Raw genomic sequence first — 14,951 nt, forward strand, 5'->3', positions numbered from 1 at the left:
CCGGCACGCATCCTGACGGGCGGCGCTGGCCGCCGCCCGTCCCGTCTTCATCCGGCCGCCGTTTCCCACCGCACGCGTTTACGCGTTTTTTATACCGGCCCGATGACCTTTGACCCGACCTTTACGCGCGTTCCCATAAGGTTCTAGTCGTCCGATTTCGACGACGGAGAACAAAAAATGGATGGGGTTTTCATCGGCGCACTGGTGTTGTTCACCGCGCTGATCCTCGGTTTGCTTGCCGGTTGCGAGAAGCTCGTGCAATACGGTCGCGGGGGGCGCGCATGACCTGGATGCTTTGGCTCGCGGGTGCCTCGACGGCCCTGCTGTTCGCGTATCTCGTCTTTGCGCTGCTGCGCGCGGAGGACATCGAATGAACGCGAACAACCTGTTGCAGATACTGCTGTTCATCGTCGTGCTGCTCGCGGCGGCCGTGCCGGTCGCGCGCTACCTGACGGGCGTGATGGACGGCAGTTCGCGCGTCGTGCGCGTGTTCGGGCCACTCGAGCGCGCGCTGTACCGCATCGCCGGCGTCGACGCCGGCACCGAAATGAACTGGAGGCAGTATGCGATCGCCACGATCGCGTTCAACGCGCTCGGCGCGCTGTTCCTGTACGGTCTGCTGCGCCTGCAGGGCTTCCTGCCCGGCAATCCGCAGCAATTCGGCGCGATGACGGCCGACGGTGCCTTCAACACGGCCGTCAGCTTCGTCACCAACACCAACTGGCAGGACTACACGCCCGAGCAGACCGTCAGCTACCTGACGCAGATGCTCGGCCTGACCGTGCAGAACTTCCTGTCGGCGGCAACGGGCATCGTCGTCGTGATCGCACTGATCCGCGGCTTCGCGCGTCATACCGCGCAGACGATCGGCAACTTCTGGGTCGACCTCACGCGCGTGACGATGTACGTGCTCGTGCCGATGTCGATGATCATCGCCGCGCTGCTGATGAGCCAGGGCGTGATCCAGAACATGAAGGCTTACCAGGACGTGCCGGTGCTGCAGGCGAGCACCTACGCGGCGCCGAAGCTCGACGCGCAGGGCAACCCGGTCAAGGACGAGAAGGGCAACCCGGTGACGGTGCCCACGCCGCTCACGAAGCAGACGCTCGCGATGGGCCCGGTCGCGTCGCAGGAAGCGATCAAGATGCTTGGCACCAACGGTGGCGGCTTCTTCAACGCGAACTCGGCGCACCCGTACGAGAACCCGACGCCGTTCTCGAACTTCCTGCAGATCTTCTCGATCCTGATCATCCCGGCCGCGCTGGCCCTCGTGTTCGGCCGGATGATCGGCGACCGCCGGCAGGGCATCGCGGTGCTCGCGGCGATGACGGTCGCGTTCGCGATCGCGATCGGCGTCGAGGTGAGCGCCGAGCAGGCCGGCAACCCGACGCTCGCCGCGCTGCACGTCGACCAGTCGACGAGCGCGCTCCAGCCGGGCGGCAACATGGAAGGCAAGGAAACGCGCTTCGGCATCGCGCAGACCGGCATCTTCACGGTCGCGACGACGGCCGCGTCGTGCGGCGCGGTCGACACGATGCACGATTCGCTGACGCCGCTCGGCGGTCTCGTGCCGATGCTGCTGATGCAACTCGGCGAGGTGATCTACGGCGGTGTCGGTTCCGGCCTCTACGGGATGCTCGTGTTCGCGCTGCTCGCGGTGTTCGTCGCCGGCCTGATGATCGGCCGCACGCCGGAATACGTCGGCAAGAAGATCGAGTCGTACGAGATGAAGATGGTGTCGATCGTCGTGCTGCTCACGCCGCTGCTCGTGCTGGTCGGCACGTCGATCGCGGTGCTCGCCGATGCGGGCCGTGCCGGCATCGCGAACCCGGGCCCGCACGGCTTCTCGGAAATCCTGTACGCGTTCAGCTCGGCCGCGAACAACAACGGCAGCGCGTTCGCGGGCCTGACGGTCGGCACGCCCTTCTACAACTGGATGACCGCGATCGCGATGTGGTTCGGCCGCTTCGGCACGATCGTGCCGGTGCTGGCGATCGCCGGCTCGCTCGCCGCGAAGAAGCGCATCGCGGTGACGAGCGGCACGCTGCCGACGCATGGCCCGCTGTTCGTCGTGCTGCTGCTCGGCACCGTGATGCTGGTGGGCGCGCTGACCTACGTGCCGGCGCTCGCGCTCGGCCCCGGCGTCGAGCATCTGATGATGTGGCTGGGCGCGTGATGCGCGCCCGCATGGCGACACCTTGCAAAGACTGAAGAGATTGAAGAGATCGCAATGACTCAACATTCCGCAACACGGTCCATGTTCGATCCGGCGCTGCTGCGTCCGGCGATCGTGGATTCGTTCAAGAAACTCACGCCGCGCACGCAGTTCCGCAACCCGGTGATGTTCTGCGTGTACGTCGGCAGCATCCTGACCACGATCCTGTGGATCGCGGCGCTCGCCGGCCAGGCCGAGGCGCCGGCGGGCTTCATCCTCGCGATCGCGCTGTGGCTGTGGTTCACGGTGCTGTTCGCGAACTTCGCCGAAGCGCTCGCCGAAGGGCGCTCGAAGGCGCAGGCCGCATCGCTGCGCAGCGCGAAGAAAGATGTGATGGCGAAGAAGCTCAACGAGCCGCATCCGAAGTCGCCGATCCGCATCACGACCGCGTCCGACCTGCGTCGCGGCGACGTCGTGCTGGTCGAGGCCGGCGACGTGATCCCGGCCGACGGCGAAGTCGTCGAGGGCGTCGCATCGGTCGACGAATCGGCGATCACCGGCGAATCCGCGCCGGTGATCCGCGAATCGGGCGGCGACTTCTCGTCGGTGACGGGCGGCACGCGCGTGCTGTCCGACTGGATCGTCGTGAAGGTCACCGCGAACCCCGGCGAGGCGTTCCTCGACCGGATGATCGCGATGGTCGAAGGCGCGAAGCGCAAGAAGACGCCGAACGAGGTCGCGCTGACGATCCTGCTCGTCGCGCTGACGATCGTGATGCTGCTCGCGACCGCGACGCTGCTGCCGTTCTCGATGTTCTCGGTCGAGGCGATGAAGGCCGGCCACGTGGTGACGATCACCGCGCTCGTTGCGCTGCTCGTGTGTCTGATCCCGACGACGATCGGCGGGCTGCTGTCGGCGATCGGCGTGGCCGGTATGAGCCGGATGATGCAGGCGAACGTGATCGCGACGTCGGGCCGCGCGGTCGAAGCGGCCGGCGACGTCGACGTGCTGCTGCTCGACAAGACCGGCACGATCACGCTCGGCAACCGCCAGGCGTCGATGTTCGTGCCCGCGCCGGGCGTGACCGAGGAAGCGCTGGCCGACGCCGCGCAGCTGTCGTCGCTCGCCGACGAAACGCCGGAGGGCCGCAGCATCGTCGTGCTCGCGAAGGAACGCTTCAACATCCGCCAGCGCGACATGGCGCAACTGCATGCGACGTTCATCGGCTTCTCCGCGCAGACGCGGATGAGCGGTGTCGATCTGCCCGGTCGTGAAATCCGCAAGGGCGCGGCCGATGCGATCCGCCGCTACGTCGAGACGCACGGCAGCCGCTTCCCGGAAGAGGTGCGCCGCGCGGTCGACGACGTCGCGCGCCGCGGCAGCACGCCGCTCGTCGTGGCCGACCTGCATGACGGCGTGGCGCGTGTGCTCGGCGTGATCGAGCTGAAGGACATCGTGAAGGGCGGCATCAAGGAGCGCTTCGCGGAACTGCGCAAGATGGGCATCAAGACCGTGATGGTGACGGGCGACAACCGGCTCACCGCCGCGGCGATCGCGGCGGAAGCGGGCGTCGACGACTTCCTCGCGGAAGCGACGCCGGAAACCAAGCTGGCGACGATCCGCGAGCACCAGGCGGCGGGGCGCCTCGTCGCGATGACGGGCGACGGCACCAACGACGCACCGGCGCTCGCGCAGGCCGACGTGGCGGTCGCGATGAACACCGGCACGCAGGCGGCGAAGGAAGCCGGCAACATGGTCGACCTCGACTCGAACCCGACGAAGCTGATCGAGATCGTCGAGATCGGCAAGCAGATGCTGATGACGCGCGGCTCGCTGACCACGTTCTCGATCGCGAACGACATCGCGAAGTACTTCGCGATCATCCCGGCCGCGTTCGTGACGACGTACCCGCAACTGCGCGTGCTCGACATCATGCATCTGACGTCCCCGGCGTCGGCGATCCTGTCGGCGGTGATCTTCAACGCGCTGATCATCGTCGCGCTGATCCCGCTCGCGCTGAAGGGCGTCACCTACCGGCCGCTCGGCGCCGCGTCGCTGCTGCGCCGCAACCTGCTGGTGTACGGCCTCGGCGGCGTGCTGCTGCCGTTCCCGTTCATCAAGCTGATCGACATGACGCTCGCCGCGCTCGGCTGGGCCTGATGCGCCGTACCTGAAGGAAGAACCATCATGAAATCGTTGATTCGCCCGCTCGTCGTGATCTTCATCGTACTGACCGTCGTGACGGGTCTCGCCTACCCGGCCGTGATGACCGTGTTCGGCCATGCCGTGTTCCCGTCGCAGGCGAACGGCAGCCTGATCGAGAAGGACGGCAAGGCGGTCGGCTCCGCGCTGATCGGCCAGCCGTTCGATGCGCCGAAGTACTTCTGGGGCCGGCTGTCGGCCACGTCGCCGATGCCGTACAACGCGACCGGCTCCGGCGGCTCGAACCTCGGCCCGCTGAACCCGTCGCTGGCCGACCAGGTGAAGGCGCGCATCGCCGCGTTGCGCGACGCGGGCACCGACATGTCGAAGCCCGTGCCCGTCGACCTCGTGACGGCGTCGGCGAGCGGCCTCGATCCGGAGATCACGCCGGCCGCCGCCGCGTACCAGGTCGAGCGCGTCGCGAAGGCGCGCAACCTGACGGCCGATGCGGTTGCGCAACTCGTCGCCGCGAACACGACGGGCCGCCAGTTCGGCGTGCTCGGCGAGCCGCGCGTGAACGTGCTGAAGCTGAATCTCGCGCTCGACGCGGCCCAGGCCGCGCACTGAGCGTATGCGACAACCTGCGTCCGGCGCGGCCCGATCCGCGTCGGACGGCTTTTCCGACGGCGCATGCGCCGTCTTTGCCTTTTGCGGCGATTTGGAACAACAATGACGGTACTCGTTCGCAATCCCGCGCTTCGCCTTCCTGACGCATGAACCGCCCCGATCCCGACCAACTCCTCGACAAGCTGCAGCGAGACGAAGAAAAGCAGCGGCGCGGCCAGCTCAAGATCTTCTTCGGTGCGTCCGCCGGCGTCGGCAAGACCTACGCGATGCTGCAGGCCGCGCGCCAGCGGCTGCAGGATGGTGTCGACGTCGTCGTCGGCATCGTCGAGACCCACGGCCGCGGCGAAACCGCCGCGCTGCTCGACGGCCTCGACGTGCTGCCGCTCGCGCGCATCGACTATCGCGGCCGCACGCTCGCCGAATTCGATCTCGACGGTGCGCTCGCGCGTGCGCCCCAACTGATCCTCGTCGACGAACTCGCGCATTCGAACGTGCAGGGCGCGCGTCACCTGAAGCGCTGGCAGGACGTCTACGAACTGCTCGACGCGGGCATCGACGTGTACACCACCGTCAACGTCCAGCATCTCGAAAGCCTGAACGACGTGGTCGGCGCGATCACCGGCATCCGCGTGTGGGAGACCGTGCCCGACCGCGTGTTCGACGCGGCCGACGAGGTCACGCTGGTCGACCTGCCGGCCGAGGAACTGCTCGCGCGGATGCGCGACGGCAAGGTGTATCTCGCGCAGCAGGCCGAGCGCGCGGTGCGCAATTTCTTCCGCAAGGGCAACCTGATCGCGCTGCGCGAACTGGCGCTGCGGCGCACGGCAGACCGCGTCGACGCGCAGATGCGCGAATACCGCGCCGACCGTTCGATTCAGCGCATCTGGCAGGCGCGCGAGCGGCTACTCGTGTGCGTCGGGCCCGGCCCCGAGGCGCCGACGCTCGTGCGCGCGGCCGCGCGGCTCGCCGCGAGCCTGAAGGCCGACTGGATCGCCGTCTATGTGGAGACGCCGCGCCTGCAGCGGCTGCCCGACGCGCGGCGGCAGCGCACGCTCGACGCGCTGAAGCTCGCGGTCGAGCTCGGCGCGGAGACGGCCACGCTCGCCGGCGACGACGCGGTCGCCGCGCTGATCGGCTATGCGAAGGTGCGCAACGTGTCGAAGCTCGTCGCGGGCGGCTCGCCGAAGGTCGGGCTCGCGCGCCGCTTCGCGCGGCCATTCGGCGAAAAGCTCGCCGAGCGCGCGGGCGACGTCGACCTGATGCTGATCCGCGCGTCGGCGAGCGACGAAGTGCGCGCGGCGCCGCTCGACGCGCGCGCACGCGACTGGCGCGACGCGTTCGCGCAATTCGGCATGCGGCGATCGCCGCCGCGTCACTACCTGTACGCGGCCGCGATCTGCGCGGCGATCACCGGCGTCGCGAGCATCGTGTCCGAGCGGCTCGACCTGACGAACCTCGTGATGCTGTACCTGCTCGGCGTCGTGTTCTCGGCCGTGCGGCTCGGGCGTGGCCCGGGCGTGCTGCAGTCGTTCCTGTCGGTCGCCGCGTTCGATTTCTTCTTCGTGCCGCCGCGCATGTCGTTCTCGGTCAGCGACACGCAGTACCTGCTGACCTTCTTCGGAATGCTGCTGACGTCGCTCGTGATCAGCCACCTGACGTCGACGCTGACGCGTCAGGCGAGCATCGCGCAGCGCCGCGAGCGCCGCACCGGCGCGATCTACGCGATGGCGCGCGAGCTCGGCGCGGCGTTGACGACCGAGCAGATCGTCGAGATCGGCAGCCGCCACGTGGGCGAGGTGTTCCGCGCGCGCGTGGCGTTCCTGCTCCCCGACAGCGCGGACAAGGTGCGGCAGAAGATCGAGGAGCCCGATGCGGCCGTCACGCTGACGGGCGCCGATCTCGACAGCGACGTCGGCCAGTGGGTGTACGACCAGCAGAAGCCGGCCGGCCGCGGCACCGACACGCTGCCCGCGACCGCCGCGCTGTACCTGCCGCTGAAGGCGCCGATGCGCACGCGCGGCGTGCTCGCGGTCGCGTCGCGCGACCCGCGTGAGCTCGAGGTGCCCGAGCAGTTGCGGATGCTCGATGCGTTCGCCGCGCAGATCGCGCTCGCGCTCGAGCGCGTGCACTACGTCGAGATTGCACGCGACGCGCTCGTCAACATGGAATCCGAGCGGTTGCGCAACTCGCTGCTGTCGGCGATCTCGCACGATCTGCGCACGCCGCTCACGACGATCGTCGGCTTCTCGTCGATGCTCGCGAACGGGCGCGCGGCCGCGCAGGGCGGCGACGCGGCGGCAGCCGAACGCTTCGCGCAGCGCGAAGGCGAACTCGTCGACGCGATCCACGACGAGGCGCTGCGGATGACGGGCATCGTCACGAACCTGCTCGACATGGCGCGGCTGCAGGCCGGCAGCCTGCAGCTCAAGCGCCAGTGGTCGCTGCTCGAGGAAACCGTCGGCGCCGCGCTCGCCGCGTGCAAGCGCGTGCTCGCGCGGCATCCCGCGCGCGTGTCGCTGCCGGCCGACCTGCCGCTCCTGCAGATGGACGCGGTGCTGATGGAGCGGCTGTTCACCAACCTGTTCGAGAACGCGGCGAAATACACGCCGCCCGATACGTCGATCGACATCGGCGCCGAGCGCGTGACCGACGACGGCCAGCCGTTCGTGCGCGTGCACGTCGACGATCACGGCCCGGGCCTGCCGGCCGGCATGGAAACGCGGATCTTCGACAAGTTCACGCGCGGCGAGAAGGAATCGGCGACGCCGGGCATCGGGCTCGGCCTCGCGATCTGCCGCGCGATCGTCGAGGCGCATGGCGGTAAAATCGGCGCGCTCAACCGTACCGCGCCCGACGGCCGCGTGACGGGCGCGCGCTTCTGGTTCACGCTGCCGGTCGACACGCCGCCGGCCGTGCCTGCCGTACCCGACGACGAAATCGACGTGCCCGGCGCATCGTCCCCCTCCGAGCCATTGCCAGACCATGAGTGAACCGAGCCTGACCGTCGTCCTGATCGAGGACGAGAAACAGATCCGCCGCTTCGTGCGCGCCGCGCTCGAAGAGGAGGACATCGCCGTGTTCGAGGCGGAGACGGGCAAGCAGGGGCTGATCGACGCGGCGACCCGCAAGCCCGATCTCGTGATCGTCGATCTCGGCCTGCCCGACACCGACGGCCTCGACGTGATCCGCGAGCTGCGCGGCTGGTCGGAGGTGCCGGTGATCGTGCTGTCCGCGCGCACGCAGGAAGAGGAGAAGGTCGCCGCGCTCGACGCGGGCGCAGACGACTATCTGACCAAGCCGTTCGGCGTGTCCGAGCTGCGCGCGCGGATCCGTGCGCAACTGCGCCGGCGCAACCAGGGTGGTGCGAACGAATCGCCGAAGGTGGGCTTCGGCGGCGTGACCGTCGATCTCGCGCTGCGCCAGGTGTGGCGCGACGGCGAGATCGTGCACCTGACGCCGCTCGAATACCGGCTGCTCGCGACGCTCGTGCGGCATGCGGGGCGCGTGCTCACGCACCGTCAACTGTTGCGCGACGTATGGGGGCCGTCGCACGTCGAGAGCCATCACTATCTGCGGATCTACATGGCGCATCTGCGCCAGAAGCTCGAGCGCGATCCCGCGCAGCCCGAGCACATCATTACCGAAACGGGCGTCGGCTACCGGCTCGTCGGCGCTGCGTGACGTCCGCGGCATGCCGCGTGATGCGGCCCGAATGCAAGGCCGCACGCCGGTGAAGTTGCATCGGCGCGACATTGCGGCCGCATGCGCCGGCCGCGCACACCGGCCCCGGATTCCCCGCTATGCTGATCGTTCCGCGAACGAAACCGAGGAGCGTGCCATGTCCGTCCGTCTCGTCGTCATCAGTGCGCTGGCGCTTGCCGCGCCCGGCGCGTTCGCGCAGCCGCTGCCGCCCGGGCAGCAGCCTTCGGCCCCGCAGCAGGCGATGGCCAATCCCGCGTCAGTCAATTGCGAAAAGCTCGGCGGCCGCCACGTGATCCGCAACCTGCCGAGCGGGCAGGTCGGCATGTGCGTGTTCAAGGACGGCCGCGTGTGCGACGAATGGGCGTTGTACCGCGACGACCGCTGCATCGGCGGTGGCGGCGCCAAGCGCGTGTCGAACTGAGACCGGGCGCGGCAGGGCGGGCGTGGCCGCGCCATGCGCCGGCCTGCCCCCGTTCATCCCCGTTCGCCCCCGAGGCCGGTGCATCCGGCATGCCTGTAAGCGTCTTGTTATACTCGGCGCCGCTCGGGGACGACCCCGGGTCATTCGCTTCAACGGGGACGGCCCCATCCGATCCGGAGTACGTCGAGATGGCGTGGGTATTGTTGTTGATTGCCGGTTTGCTGGAAGTGGCCTGGGCGGCCGGCATGAAATCGTCCGAGGGTTTCACGAAGCTCGGACCGTCGGTGTTTACGATCGTGACGGCGCTCGCCAGCTTCGGGCTGCTCGCGGTCGCGATGCGCCAGTTGCCGCTCGGCACCGCGTATGCGGTGTGGACGGGCATCGGCGCGGTCGGCGCGTTCGTGTTCGGGATCGTGATGATGGGCGAGGCGCTCACCGCCGCCCGCGTCGCGAGCGCGTCGCTGATCGTGCTCGGGCTGGTCGGCCTGAAGCTGTCGTCGGCTGCCTGACGCCGACGCGCCGGGCGCCGGCCGGCGTCCGCGCCCGGTCGTGACGCACTGCGGAATTGCGGCGGCCCTCCTGCCAGCCTGTCTATAATGGAACGGATTCGGGCCTGAATGTCGCCGTGCCGTTCTCGGCACGCGGCGCTGGTCGCCACGCGCCGCGCGGCCGGTCGTACCGACTCGATCCGATCAATCGGCAAAGCGCACGGAAAAGTGCAAGGAGAGGGCCATGATCGAAGCCATTTCGCTCGGCGCGGGGCTCGCGTGGGCGAGCGGGCTGCGCCTTTACCTGACGGTGCTGATCGCCGGCGTGCTCGCGCGGGTCGGCTGGCTCCATCTGCCAGACACGCTCGCGGTCCTGATGTCGCCATGGGTCATCGGCGCCGCCGCCGTGCTCGCCGTCACCGAATTCCTTGCCGACAAGATTCCCGCGTTCGATTCGCTGTGGGACGCGGTGCACACCTTCATCCGCATTCCGGCCGGCGCGGTGCTGGCCGCCGGTGCGCTCGGCCATGCCGACCCGACCGTGCTCGCGGTCGCCGGGCTGGCAGGCGGTTCGCTCGCCGGTGCCGCCCACGTCGCGAAGGCCGGCACGCGCGCGCTGATCAACCTGTCTCCCGAGCCGATCTCGAACTGGGTCGCGTCGTCCACCGAGGACGGCCTCGTGTTCGGCGGCCTCGCACTCGCGTTCTTCGTTCCGCTCGCGTTCCTCGTCCTGCTCGCGGCGTTCATCGCGGCGTCGGCCTGGGCGCTGCCGCGTTTGTGGCGCGGCGTGTCGGGCGGCTTTCGCGGGATGGCGAACCACATGGTGTCGCGGCTCAATTCGATCGGGGGCAAGCGCGATTGAAGGCGCCGTCACCCGTCGAGCGGCAGCACGCTGACCCGTCGCCGGCCGGGCGGCCCGGCCATGCCGGCCGCTTCGGCCTGCACGACCTGATTCGCCAGGCCGCGCGGATGACCGCGCGCGACTGGCGCGCCGGCGAACTGACGCTGCTCGTGCTGGCGCTGGTGCTCGCGGTCGCCGCGCTGACGAGCGTCGGCTTCCTCGCCGACCGGCTGCGCCAGGGGCTCGAGCGCGACGCGCGCCAGATGCTCGGCGCCGATTTCGTCGTGCGCGCCGACCATCCCGTCGATCCGTCGTTCGACCGCGAGGCGCGCGCACTCGGGCTGCGTACCGCGACGACCGCAATCTTCCCGAGCATGATCGCATCGACCGCGGGCGGGCAGGCGAGCGACGCGGCGCCGGCGCGCCTCGCGGCCGTGAAGGCCGTCTCGCCCGGGTATCCGCTGCGCGGCGCGGTCGAGATCGTGCCGGCCGGCACGACCGCCGCGCACAAGGCGACCGCGATTCCCGCGCCCGGTACCGTGTGGGCCGATCCCGCGCTGCTCGACGCATTGCATCTGAAGGCGGGGGACACCGTGCGTGTCGGGCTGCGCACGTTCACGGTGGCCGCGTCGATCTCCCGCGAACTCGATCGCGGTTTCTCGTTCGTCAATTTCTCGCCGCGGCTGATGATGCGCGCGGACGAGCTCGCCGCGACTGGGCTCACCGGTTACGGCAGCCGCGTCACGTACCGGCTGCTCGTGGCCGGCGACACACCGGCCGTCGCGCGCTTCGAGGCCTACGCGCACGCGCGCGTCGACGGCGGCAAGCTGCGCGGCGTCGGTCTCGAATCGTTGCAGGAAGGCCAGCCGCAGGTGCGCCAGACGCTCGATCGCGCACGCCATTTCCTGACCCTCGTCGCGCTCCTCACCGCGCTGCTCGCGGCGGTCGCGATCGCGATGGCCGCGCAGCGCTACATGCGGCGCCATCTGGACGGTTGCGCGACGATGCGCTGCCTCGGCGTGAGCCGCCGCACGCTCGGCGCGCTGTTCGCGCTCGAATTCGCCGGCATCGGCATCGTCTCGGGCGTCGCCGGCGCGGTGCTCGGCTACGCCGGCCACTGGGCGCTCCTCGCGGCGCTCGGCAGCCTGATCGACGTTGCGCTGCCGCCGCCCACGCCTTGGCCCGCGCTCGTCGGGATCGGCGCCGCGCTCGTGCTGCTGCTCGGCTTCGCGCTGCCGCCGCTTGCACCGCTCACCCGCGTGCCGCCGGTGCGCGTGCTGCGGCGCGACTGGGGCGACGCGTCGCGCACGGCCTGGGCCTTGTACGCGCTCGGTGTCGTGCTGTTCGCGGGGCTGCTGATCGTCGCGGCAGGCAACCTGAAGCTCGGCCTGATCGTCGCGGGCGGGTTCGCGGGCGCCTTGGTCGGCTTCTCGCTGATCGCGCGGCTCGCGCTGTACGCGGCGGCGCGCGCGGTGCGCGATGCGCGCGTGGCAGCGGGCGTCGGCTGGCGCTATGCGCTCGCGTCGCTGCACCGGCGCGGCACGGCCAGCGCGCTGCAGATCACCGCGCTCGCGCTGGGCCTGATGTGCCTGCTGCTGATCGCGATCACGCGCAACGACCTCGTCGCGGGCTGGCGGCAGTCGACGCCGCCCGATGCGCCGAACCAGTTCCTGATCGACATCCAGCCCGACCAGCGCGACGACGTCGCGGCATGGCTCGCCGCGCACGGCGTACGCGATGCGGTGCCCGCGCCGATGGTGCGCGGCCGGCTCGTCGCGATCAACGGCAAGCCGGTGAACCCGGACGCGTATCCTTCGGACGAGGCGCGCCGGCTCGTCGACCGCGAGTTCAACCTGTCGTATACGACCGAGCTGCCGTCGGACAACCGGATCGTCGCAGGCGACTGGTTCGGCCGCTCGGCCAGCCCGCAGATATCGATCGAGGCCGGGCTCGCGAAGACGCTGAACGTGAAGCCGGGCGACACGCTGCGCTTCGACGTGACGGGGCTGACGGTCGATGCGCCGATCACCAGCGTGCGCAAGCTCGACTGGGGCTCGTTCCGCGTCAACTTTTTCGTGCTGATGCCGCCGCCCGTGCTGAAGGATTTCCCGGCCGTCTACCTGACGAGCTTCCACCTGCCGGCCGAGCAGGCGGCGCTGCTCGATCCGCTGATCGCGCGCTACCCGAACCTGACCGCGATCGACGTTGCACCGATCCTCGCTCAGTTGCAGCGGATGATGCTGCAAGTGGTCGGCGCGGTGCAGTTCCTGTTTGCGTTCACGCTCGCGGCGGGTGTGCTCGTGCTGTACACGGCGCTCGCCGGCTCGCGCGACGAGCGCGTGCGCGAGGCTGCGCTGCTGCGCGCGCTCGGCGCGTCGCGCGCGCAAATCAATGCCGTGCAGCGCGCGGAATTCATCGTCGTCGGCGCGCTGGCCGGCGCGCTGGCGTCGGCCGGTGCGATCGCGGTCGGCTGGGTGCTCGCGTCGCGCGTGTTCGACTTCCGGCTCGCCGTCGATCCGTGGCTCGTGCCGGCCGGCATCGCGGCCGGCGTCGCGTGTGCCGGTGCGGCCGGCTGGCTGAGCCTGCATAATGTGTTGCGGCGCCCGGCGCTGCAGTCGCTGCGCGACGCCTGAGCGTCGCCGGCGGCCCCGACTATCCCGTTTCCGATTATCCGTATGACCGATGTGAATGATGAGGCGCCGTCGCAACCGACGGCGTTCGAGCTCGTGGGCGGCGAAGCCCGCGTGCGCGAAATGGTGGACCGCTTTTACGACCTGATGGACCTCGAGCCCGAGTTCGCGGAGATTCGCGCGCTGCATCCGGCGTCGCTCGACGGCTCGCGCGACAAGCTGTTCTGGTTCCTGTGCGGCTGGCTTGGCGGTCCCGATCACTACATCAGCCGGTTCGGCCATCCGCGGCTGCGCGCGCGGCACCTGCCGTTCCCGATCGCGTCGGTCGAGCGCGATCAGTGGCTGCGCTGCATGGCGTGGGCGATGGAGGACATCGGGCTGGCCGAGCCGCTGCGCGAACGGCTCATGCATTCGTTCTACGACACGGCCGACTGGATGCGCAACCGGCCCGGTTGATCGACCGGTACGCCGCTGTCCGGACGCCGGACGATCTGCGTCTGGGCGCCTGGCCCGTGCGGCGCGACACTGACCGCTTCCCCATCGATACGAGGCTCGCCCGATGACGACCCACGCACTGTTTCGTGAAGATGCCTATCTGACGCAATGCGAGGCCATCGTCGCGGCCGTCGGCGACGACGGCATCCGCCTCGACCGCACCGTGTTCTATCCGCTTGGCGGCGGGCAGGCCGGCGACAGCGGCACGCTGACGCTGCCCGACGGCAGCACGATCACGATCGCCGACACGCGCAAGGCGAAGTTCGACGGTGCAACGCCCGACGATGCCGTGCACGTGCCGGCGAAGGGCCAGGAAGCGCGCGTCGCGGCGCTCGCCACCGGCGCGCGCGTGGTCGCGGACATCGACTGGCTGCGCCGCTACCGGCACATGCGGCTGCATACGGCCGCGCACCTGATGTGCGCGGTGCTGCCGTACCCGGTCGACGGCTGCAGCGTGACAGCCGACTACGTGCGGCTCGATTTCGCGACGTCGGACGCGATCGACCGCGTCGACGTCGAGCGCCGTCTCGCGGCGCTGGTCCACGGCGCGCATGCGGTCACCACCGAATGGATCACCGACGCCGAGATGGCCGAGCGGCCCGACCTCGTGCGCACGATGAGCGTGAAGCCGCCGATGGGGCTGGGCCGCGTGCGGCTGCTGCGCATCGAAGGCGTCGATCTGCAGCCGTGCGGCGGCACGCATGTGCGCAATACGTCGGAAATCGGCGACCTGCGGGTCGCCAAACTTGAAAAGAAGAGCGCGCGGACACGGCGCCTCGTACTGGAGTTTGCATGACGGTCGAAAACCTGACGGACAGTGCCGCGGCGCTCGATCCGCAAGCGCGCGAGATTCTCGATTTCTGGTTCGGCGAGCCGGGGTCGGTCGAGTTCGGCCACGCGCGCAAGGTGTGGTTCAACGGCGGTGCGGCGTTCGACGAGGTACTGCGGACGCGCTACGGCGCCTTGCTCGACGCCGCGTGCGACGGCGCCCACGATCACTGGGCCGACACGCCGCTCGGCGCGCTCGCGCTGATCGTGGTGCTCGACCAGTTCTCGCGCAACATTCATCGCGGCACGCCGCGTGCGTTCGCCGCCGATTCGAAGGCGCTGGCGCTCGCGCGGCGCGTCGTGGCGGCAGGGTGGGACGCGCAATTGCCGAGCGGCCATCACCGCGCCTTTGCGTACCTGCCGTTCGAACATGACGAGTCGGACGAGAGCCAGCGTGAGGCAGTGCGCCTTTGCGCGGGCATTCGCGGCGAGGCCGGGTGCGAGAGCTATCACCACTTCGCGTTGCGTCATGCGGCCGTGGTCGAGCGCTTCGGTCGTTTTCCGCACCGGAACGCGATTCTCGGCCGTGTGTCGACCGATGCGGAGACGGCATTCCTGCGCGAGCCGGGCTCGTCGTTCTGACGTGCGGGGCGGTGGGGCGGCGGGCGTGAAAGCGCGCTTG

General features: G+C 69.6%; 13 protein-coding genes. All 13 read left to right on the forward strand.

Translation table 11 applies throughout. The features are described from left to right. The first annotated feature begins 281 nt into the window (after window positions 1–281). The 13 genes from kdpF (at window position 282) to DIE11_RS21245 (ending at window position 14,911) form a co-directional block, all read left to right on the forward strand. Window positions 282–374, forward strand: coding sequence for a K(+)-transporting ATPase subunit F (gene kdpF / locus DIE11_RS21185; RefSeq protein ID WP_006752209.1), 93 nt, complete (start codon window positions 282–284; stop codon window positions 372–374). Next, window positions 371–2,176, forward strand: a complete 1,806-nt coding sequence (gene kdpA, locus DIE11_RS21190) for a potassium-transporting ATPase subunit KdpA (protein WP_124626837.1) — start codon at window positions 371–373, stop codon at window positions 2,174–2,176. Before kdpF ends, kdpA begins: the two co-directional genes overlap by 4 nt. A gap of 54 nt (window positions 2,177–2,230) precedes the next feature. Next, window positions 2,231–4,315: a potassium-transporting ATPase subunit KdpB gene (kdpB, locus tag DIE11_RS21195; protein ID WP_124626839.1), complete on the forward strand. Its 2,085-nt coding sequence runs from the start codon at window positions 2,231–2,233 to the stop codon at window positions 4,313–4,315. 27 nt (window positions 4,316–4,342) lie between these two features. Then, entirely contained in the window at window positions 4,343–4,924 is a 582-nt protein-coding gene (gene kdpC / locus DIE11_RS21200) for a potassium-transporting ATPase subunit KdpC (RefSeq protein ID WP_124626842.1), read from the forward strand. A gap of 146 nt (window positions 4,925–5,070) precedes the next feature. Next, window positions 5,071–7,914, forward strand: a complete 2,844-nt coding sequence (locus tag DIE11_RS21205) for a sensor histidine kinase KdpD (RefSeq protein WP_124626844.1) — start codon at window positions 5,071–5,073, stop codon at window positions 7,912–7,914. After that, on the forward strand, window positions 7,907–8,605 hold the full coding sequence (gene kdpE / locus DIE11_RS21210; protein ID WP_124626846.1) for a two-component system response regulator KdpE: 699 nt from the start codon (window positions 7,907–7,909) through the stop codon (window positions 8,603–8,605). Before DIE11_RS21205 ends, kdpE begins: the two co-directional genes overlap by 8 nt. Window positions 8,606–8,762: 157 nt before the next feature. Further along, window positions 8,763–9,047: a DUF333 domain-containing protein gene (locus DIE11_RS21215; protein ID WP_124626848.1), complete on the forward strand. Its 285-nt coding sequence runs from the start codon at window positions 8,763–8,765 to the stop codon at window positions 9,045–9,047. Between the two features lie 188 nt (window positions 9,048–9,235). Further along, entirely contained in the window at window positions 9,236–9,556 is a 321-nt protein-coding gene (gene sugE / locus DIE11_RS21220) for a quaternary ammonium compound efflux SMR transporter SugE (RefSeq protein WP_059533257.1), read from the forward strand. 223 nt (window positions 9,557–9,779) lie between these two features. Further along, on the forward strand, window positions 9,780–10,397 hold the full coding sequence (locus DIE11_RS21225) for a DUF4126 domain-containing protein (RefSeq protein ID WP_059600405.1): 618 nt from the start codon (window positions 9,780–9,782) through the stop codon (window positions 10,395–10,397). Window positions 10,398–10,504: 107 nt separating this feature from the next. Beyond that, complete coding sequence (locus DIE11_RS21230; protein ID WP_124626904.1) at window positions 10,505–13,009, forward strand: ABC transporter permease; 2,505 nt, start codon at window positions 10,505–10,507, stop codon at window positions 13,007–13,009. A 42-nt stretch (window positions 13,010–13,051) separates the two neighbouring features. Next, window positions 13,052–13,462, forward strand: coding sequence for a group II truncated hemoglobin (locus tag DIE11_RS21235; protein ID WP_059533253.1), 411 nt, complete (start codon window positions 13,052–13,054; stop codon window positions 13,460–13,462). 103 nt (window positions 13,463–13,565) lie between these two features. Then, window positions 13,566–14,297 (forward strand): alanyl-tRNA editing protein, encoded by a 732-nt coding sequence (locus tag DIE11_RS21240; RefSeq protein WP_124626850.1) that lies wholly within the window; start codon window positions 13,566–13,568, stop codon window positions 14,295–14,297. Further along, entirely contained in the window at window positions 14,294–14,911 is a 618-nt protein-coding gene (locus DIE11_RS21245) for a DUF924 family protein (protein ID WP_059600409.1), read from the forward strand. The genes DIE11_RS21240 and DIE11_RS21245 overlap by 4 nt, the downstream gene beginning before the upstream one ends. Window positions 14,912–14,951: the final 40 nt, after the last annotated feature.

The sequence above is a fragment of the Burkholderia sp. Bp9012 genome, assembly GCF_003853825.1.
GTDB classification, from domain to species: Bacteria; Pseudomonadota; Gammaproteobacteria; order Burkholderiales; family Burkholderiaceae; genus Burkholderia; species Burkholderia diffusa.

Coding starts and splice junctions, on each gene's coding strand:
- DIE11_RS21230 (WP_124626904.1), top strand. CDS start 10,505: ATGACCGCGCGCGACTGGCGCGCCGGCGAACTGACGCTGCTCGTGCTG.
- DIE11_RS21205 (WP_124626844.1), top strand. CDS start 5,071: ATGAACCGCCCCGATCCCGACCAACTCCTCGACAAGCTGCAGCGAGAC.
- kdpB (WP_124626839.1), top strand. CDS start 2,231: ATGACTCAACATTCCGCAACACGGTCCATGTTCGATCCGGCGCTGCTG.
- sugE (WP_059533257.1), top strand. CDS start 9,236: ATGGCGTGGGTATTGTTGTTGATTGCCGGTTTGCTGGAAGTGGCCTGG.
- kdpF (WP_006752209.1), top strand. CDS start 282: ATGACCTGGATGCTTTGGCTCGCGGGTGCCTCGACGGCCCTGCTGTTC.
- kdpC (WP_124626842.1), top strand. CDS start 4,343: ATGAAATCGTTGATTCGCCCGCTCGTCGTGATCTTCATCGTACTGACC.
- kdpA (WP_124626837.1), top strand. CDS start 371: ATGAACGCGAACAACCTGTTGCAGATACTGCTGTTCATCGTCGTGCTG.
- kdpE (WP_124626846.1), top strand. CDS start 7,907: ATGAGTGAACCGAGCCTGACCGTCGTCCTGATCGAGGACGAGAAACAG.
- DIE11_RS21225 (WP_059600405.1), top strand. CDS start 9,780: ATGATCGAAGCCATTTCGCTCGGCGCGGGGCTCGCGTGGGCGAGCGGG.
- DIE11_RS21235 (WP_059533253.1), top strand. CDS start 13,052: ATGACCGATGTGAATGATGAGGCGCCGTCGCAACCGACGGCGTTCGAG.
- DIE11_RS21240 (WP_124626850.1), top strand. CDS start 13,566: ATGACGACCCACGCACTGTTTCGTGAAGATGCCTATCTGACGCAATGC.
- DIE11_RS21215 (WP_124626848.1), top strand. CDS start 8,763: ATGTCCGTCCGTCTCGTCGTCATCAGTGCGCTGGCGCTTGCCGCGCCC.
- DIE11_RS21245 (WP_059600409.1), top strand. CDS start 14,294: ATGACGGTCGAAAACCTGACGGACAGTGCCGCGGCGCTCGATCCGCAA.